A 6000-nucleotide genomic window follows, 5' to 3' on the forward strand; every position below is an offset into this window, starting at 1 on the left:
TTGTCAATAATAGCTGTTGCCCGGGACAAGAAGGTTATGCTATACTACCCGTATAGTCAGGCTGGGAAAAAACAGCCGGGCCTTACGGCAGCGGATTAGCCCGTGGGACTTCATCCAGGCCTTATTGGGATGTTGGCCCCGGGCATTGTTTTTGCGGAGGTAGGGCAATGACCAGTGAAAAATTAAAGGTGGCGACCATTTCCGTCCTGTCTAATCTGGTGCTGACCATTGGAAAACTGGTGGCGGGCCTTTTAATGGGATCCGTCAGCGTTATTTCTGAAGCTATTCATTCCGGGCTGGACCTGGTGGCGTCACTGGTGGCCTATTTTTCCCTCCGGCAGTCCGGAAAGCCAGCGGACGAGGACCACCGGTACGGCCACGGTAAGTTTGAAAATGTTGCCGCCATTGTCGAAGCGCTGCTGATATTGGCGGCCGCGGCGGCGATTATCGGGCAGGCCGTGCTGAAGCTGTACCGCGGGGGACATGTGGAATCCCTTAACCTGGGCATTGTGGTCATGGGAATGTCGTCGGTAGTTAATTTTCTGGTGTCGGGAATGCTGATGAGGACTGCCAAAAGAACCGATTCCCCGGCCCTGGAAGCGGACGCCTGGCATTTGCGCACCGATGTCTATACTTCCTTTAGCGTATTTGTGGGGATAATATTGATCAAAATTACAGGCATTAACCAGCTGGACCCAATTATCGCCCTTGGGGTTTCCGCCCTGATTATCAAGGCGGCCTTTGATTTATTGATAAAATCAGCCAGCAGTATCGTGGATGCCCGCCTTTCCGACGAGGAGGAAAAGATAATAATGGATGTTTTAAACAGGCATTCCGGCGAGTACGTGCACTTCCACAAACTTCGCACCAGAAGGGCGGGCCCCGAGCGGCATGTGGACCTGCACCTGGTGGTGCCCAGGATGCAGAGGATTTACCTGGCCCATGAGCTTTGCGACCGCATTGAGCAGGACGTGCGTCAGAGTATGCGCGGAGTAAATGTGCTGATTCACGCCGAACCCTGCAAGCCGTGCCCGGATTACTGTTTGAACTGTACCCTGCTCCCGGCGGCCGGCCGTCAGCAGGAAAATAAAAATAGCGGTGACAGCAAAGGGTGCCAGGACTGCGACGGCTGCAATTGAGACTGGAATCAATATCCCTGAAGTTAAACAACCGTATAAAATAATCAAAAATGAGGACACCCTATTGCCGGGTGGCCTTGTTTTTTGTAAACACCGGGAATGCTATGTTCCATGGTTTTATCATATTTCGGGAGGAAATGAGTTCCAGCACGGAGAAAGGATACGGAGAAAGGATATGGTGACAGGTTGTCGCTTTAACGAAAAATATTTCATAACAGGGACATAATAACCGGTAATTGAAGCGGAGGTTGAGCGATTTGGAAAAAGCAATACAGGAAGCTGCAAATGGTTATGCCGCCTGGCTGGAGCCTTCCCATCTTCACTTCCACAGCGGGGGCATGGCGGATGTCAGGGCCTACTGGGGCAGGATGATGCAGCGGGAAGGCCGGGGCGAACCGGATAAATGGCGGGCAGTGGTGGTGGACCCCGCGGGGAACAGGGCCGGGGCGGCCATTGAACAGGGTGAGGGGCCGTACCACGTGTTAGGCTTCCAGGCTGAACAGGAGGGGCTTTATACGGTTGTGCTGGAGAACAGCCCTGGCATATCCGGTACCATGCCGGAGGAGAACTGCCTGCGCCACCTTCAGTGGGCCAGGCTTGACGTCCCCGTGGGCCATCATGTTCACGGTACGCCGCCCGCGGCCATAGGTGACGGGCTTGATATTGTACCAGGTCATTTTCTGGAGTATATGCCCGGGGATAAAATTAATCTGACAGTGCTTTACAAGGGCGAACCACTTCCGGGGGCGGAGGTGAAAGCCACAAATCACCTTTTTACCGGAACCGGCTATCCGCTGTCGGGAATCACCGGCCCCCGGGGGGAAGTGAGCCTGACTTTCAATGCCAAAGGCCACTGGATGTTTATAGTTACCCATACCGACCATTCGGACCGCAAAGCGGGGGAATACCACGGCACGGTATATACCACCACCCTGGTGGTGCCCGGGGTAAGATAGAAATGCCTTTAGGAACTGCCCCGCAGGCCGCCGGATGTGCCGGCGGCCTTATTATGTTGTTTTTTGTCCGCCAGGGTGTTATACTTTTTCCGGATTCAGCTATTGGAGGTAGAATTATGCTATCAGTGCACCGTATTTCCATTCCGACTCCTTATCCGGTGGGACCGGTAAATGCCTATTTAATCAAAGGCGATCCCCTGACCATGGTGGACTGCGGCCCGGACACTCCCGAAGCCAGGGAAGTGCTCACGGCGGGTCTTAAGGAGCAGGGGGTATCCCCGGAGGATATAAAGAGGATTGTGCTCACCCACGCCCATCCCGATCACAGCGGAATGGCCCAGTGGCTGTGGAAGGAATCCGGGGCGGAGGTTTATGTTCATCCCTACGAGTACAGGAAGATAACAGGGGAGCAGGATTTTATCAAGGAGCGGCTTCCCTTCATAGTAAAAATGGGCATTCCCATGAACATTCTGCTGGAGATGGCCGGGGATAGGGACAAGGTTCCCAGGCCCACCCTGTCCGGGGTCAATACCGTGGCTGTCACCGGCGGGGAAAAGCTGCGGTTCGATGGAAGAGAGATGGATATTATGCATCTTCCCGGCCATGCCACGGGGCATATCTGTTTGTATGATTCCCGGGAGGGGGAGCTTTTTTCCGGTGATTTTCTGCTCCTTGACATTACGCCGAATCCCCTGCTGGAGGCGGACCCGGAAAATCCGGAGCGGCGCTATCCCAGCCTGAGCAGATACCTGGAATGCTTGGAACTGGTGGATGGGCTTGGTATTAAGAGGGCACTGCCCGGCCATGGCGGTATTATCGAAGATCCCGGCGCCGTTATTGCTTCATCCAGGGAGCATCACCAGCGGCGTTTCGATAGATTATTGGAAATATTAGGCGATAACGGCAAAATGAACACTTACAATATCAGCAGCACCATGTACCCTGACCTGCGGGGCTTTCATATTTTCCTCGGTCTATCCGAGGTTCAGGCCCATCTGGATGTGTTGTTGGAGCAGGGGTGCATTAAAGTGGAATACTCCCAGGGTGTGGCGTTTTACCTTAAGGCCCCGGGGGAATAGCAGCCCGGATGCCTGATATGGCCGGCCTTTGGATATAATGGTAGGTGTGTTTTCTTATCATTTCCAGTGAAGGAATGTCCCCAACGCGCGTGAGGAGAGGTTTTTTTGATAGTAAGGTTTATCCTGGCCCTGTGGGCCGCCAGGCTGGCCATGTTTGTTGCCAGGGTCACAGGCAGGGGCAAGGGCTCGTCCCTGCCCGGCAAAATAGCTTTAAAAATATATCCCCGGATTTTAAAGCAACTGGGCCGTCAAATAAAGAAAGGCATTATTGTTGTTACCGGCACCAACGGCAAAACCACCACCAACAACATGATTGCCGGGATCGTGGGGGACAATAAGGGTTCCGGTGTGATTATAAACCGTGAGGGGGCCAATTTGATTACCGGGGTAACCGCGGCCTTTATCAGGGCGGCCGGTCCCTTCGGCGGACTGCACGCCGATTATGCCTGCCTGGAAGTGGATGAGGCGTCCTTTCCGGGGGTTGTAAGGGAAATCACCCCCGACATCGTGGTGGTTACTAATTTTTTCCGGGACCAATTGGACCGTTACGGTGAATTGGATAAAACCATAGCCCTGGTAAAAGATGCTCTGAAAAAGCTGGATTCCGTCCGGCTGGTTCTTAACGCCGACGACCCCCTGGTGGCGCAGTTGGGCCGGGTCACGGGAAAACCCTCCGTTTTTTTCGGTCTGGCCAGGCATCCCGGGGTGTCCGGCACCGGTTCGGCGGCCAGGGAGGCCAAATTTTGCCCCTTTTGCGGGGCGGAATTGGCTTATAGCTATTACCAGTACAGCCAGCTTGGAAATTATAAATGCCCCGGGTGTGAATTTGCCCGGCCGCAGACTGATGTGGAAGGGGTGGACCCGGGGGTGGACGGTATGCTGGTATCCTGCCGGGTCCGCTTTCGCCAGGGAAACATGTACCCCCTGCAGATACCGGTTACCGGCCTGTACAACCTGTACAACGGGCTGGCGGCCTGCTCGGTGGGGCTCCTGCTGGATATCGATATGGACGGGATCAGGAGCAGCCTGGCCGGATACCTGCCTGCCACGGGCAGGATGGAAAAATTTCTGTACCGGGGAAAGCCGGTGCTGTTAAATCTGGTGAAAAACCCCACCGGCTTCAATGAGGGTCTGTCTACCCTGCTTTCAGTGCCGGCGGAGAGGGTCAATGTTCTGATCGCCATTAATGATAACGACGCCGACGGCAGGGACATTTCCTGGCTGTGGGACGTTGATTTTGAAGTTTTAAGCGGCGCCGGAGAAAAATTCGGCACATTTGTATGCAGCGGCAGGCGGGCCTGGGAGATGGCCGTGCGCCTGAAATATGCCGGAGTAAGAGAAGAAACCGTAACAGTGCTGGAGGATTTCGACCAGGCCGTCCGGACAGCCCTGGAAGGAACCGGGGATATGTCGTATTTTCTGGCTACTTACACAGCGTTGTGGCCGGTGGAAAGGATTTTGAGCGGGTATGCGCAAAGAGAGCGGACACTGCCTGAAAGTGTTCCATCTATATCCGGATCTGTTAAATCTGTACGGTGACAGGGGCAATGTGATGGCCTTTGCCCGCCGCTGCCGCTGGCGGGGAATTGATGTGGAGGTCCGGCAGATAAGCCTGGGGGAAAAGGTAAGCTTCAAAGAGGCGGATTTTCTTTTCCTGGGGGGCGGCTCCGACAGGGAGCAAAACCTTATGGCCGGGGATCTGGCGGCCAGAAAGGAGCAATTGCGGGAAGCCGTTGAGGAGGGCCTGGTGGTGCTGGCCATCTGCGGGGGCTATCAGCTGTTGGGAAAATACTATCGCACCCTGGACGGCAAAGAAATCCCCGGCCTGGGTATACTTGACCTGTATACCCGGGCGGGCCGGGAAAGGCTTATAGGCAATGTGGCGGTGGAGATGGAGATTAATGGAATGACCCACCGGGTGGTGGGTTTTGAAAATCATGCCGGGCGGACCTTTCTGGGGGATTTAAAGCCCCTGGGCAAGGTGCTGGCGGGACGCGGGAACAATGGAGAGGACGGGTTCGAGGGAGCCCGCTACAATAATGTCTTTTGCTCCTACCTGCACGGCCCGCTGCTTCCCAAAAACACCGTCCTGGCCGATAATTTTATAGCCCTGGCGCTTAAAAGGCGGGGCTGGCGGGAGGAACTGCGGCCCCTGGACGACAGTTTTGAGAAAGCCGCCGTGGATACGATGCTAAAGAGAATACTGTAAAATAACCAATAGAGGACGGGCTTTAAAAAAGCCTGTCCTTTTTATTTTAAAGTATTGTTAAGGAAAGGATTTTCTGCTAATATATTTTTAACACAAAATATATTGTATACAAAATTCATAATGTTGGAGACATTCCTTCCCGAAAGGTTAATATAAGCAAGGAATTTTAGATAACCAGGAAGGTGTGTCCCCTGACCTTAGGAGGATGTTTTATGAATACCTCATATCTTGTAACATGGACCGAGGGAGACGAAGTATTCTATAAAATAGTCAATGGAGAGGAAATACGGGAAATCTGGGAATTTGACAAAAATTATATTATTACCAGGCTGACGGCATAAGTTAGGGGTCAGGCTTTACTTTGTTACTTTCTATGGAAAACAACAAAATAAAGCCTGACCCCCTGTTTGTCCGTGGTTAACTGAGAGGTTTCTTGATAACGTCTGGGAGGCCGTTGAAAAAGTCCATCTGCTGCGTTGCGGCTGCGGCCTCAATGCTCGACGTACTATGAGTACGTTTCGGCTTGAGGCCTTGCCGCGCCTTGCATCTGGAGCTTTTTGAACGGCCTCGGGCGGTAGTTTAGCAACATGTTTATTGTTTTTTCAATGTGTTTTTCA

6 protein-coding genes are annotated in these 6000 nt (G+C 53.4%); all 6 read left to right on the forward strand.

Features of this window, described 5'->3' with window-relative positions; all coding sequences use genetic code 11:
- Window positions 1-167: 167 nt before the first annotated feature.
- The 6 genes from DCCM_RS08450 to DCCM_RS19450 all read left to right on the forward strand — a co-directional run bounded on the left by DCCM_RS08450 (window position 168) and on the right by DCCM_RS19450 (window position 5724).
- Window positions 168-1139, forward strand: coding sequence for a cation diffusion facilitator family transporter (locus DCCM_RS08450; protein WP_104371975.1), 972 nt, complete (start codon window positions 168-170; stop codon window positions 1137-1139).
- 257 nt (window positions 1140-1396) lie between these two features.
- The gene (locus DCCM_RS08455; RefSeq protein WP_104371976.1) at window positions 1397-2095 is read left to right on the forward strand and encodes a DUF4198 domain-containing protein; all 699 of its coding nucleotides are present in this window, start codon (window positions 1397-1399) and stop codon (window positions 2093-2095) included.
- A 116-nt stretch (window positions 2096-2211) separates the two neighbouring features.
- Window positions 2212-3174, forward strand: coding sequence for an MBL fold metallo-hydrolase (locus tag DCCM_RS08460; RefSeq protein WP_165792073.1), 963 nt, complete (start codon window positions 2212-2214; stop codon window positions 3172-3174).
- Between the two features lie 105 nt (window positions 3175-3279).
- Window positions 3280-4713 carry a MurT ligase domain-containing protein gene (locus tag DCCM_RS08465; RefSeq protein WP_104371978.1) on the forward strand — a complete coding sequence of 478 codons (1434 nt, stop codon included), beginning with the start codon at window positions 3280-3282 and terminating at the stop codon, window positions 4711-4713.
- Window positions 4643-5383, forward strand: coding sequence for a type 1 glutamine amidotransferase (locus DCCM_RS08470; RefSeq protein WP_104371992.1), 741 nt, complete (start codon window positions 4643-4645; stop codon window positions 5381-5383). The genes DCCM_RS08465 and DCCM_RS08470 overlap by 71 nt, the downstream gene beginning before the upstream one ends.
- A gap of 212 nt (window positions 5384-5595) precedes the next feature.
- On the forward strand, window positions 5596-5724 hold the full coding sequence (locus DCCM_RS19450) for a hypothetical protein (protein WP_269433744.1): 129 nt from the start codon (window positions 5596-5598) through the stop codon (window positions 5722-5724).
- Window positions 5725-6000: the final 276 nt, after the last annotated feature.

This window comes from Desulfocucumis palustris, from assembly GCF_002933875.1.
Classification (GTDB): domain Bacteria; phylum Bacillota; class Desulfotomaculia; order Desulfotomaculales; family Desulfocucumaceae; genus Desulfocucumis; species Desulfocucumis palustris.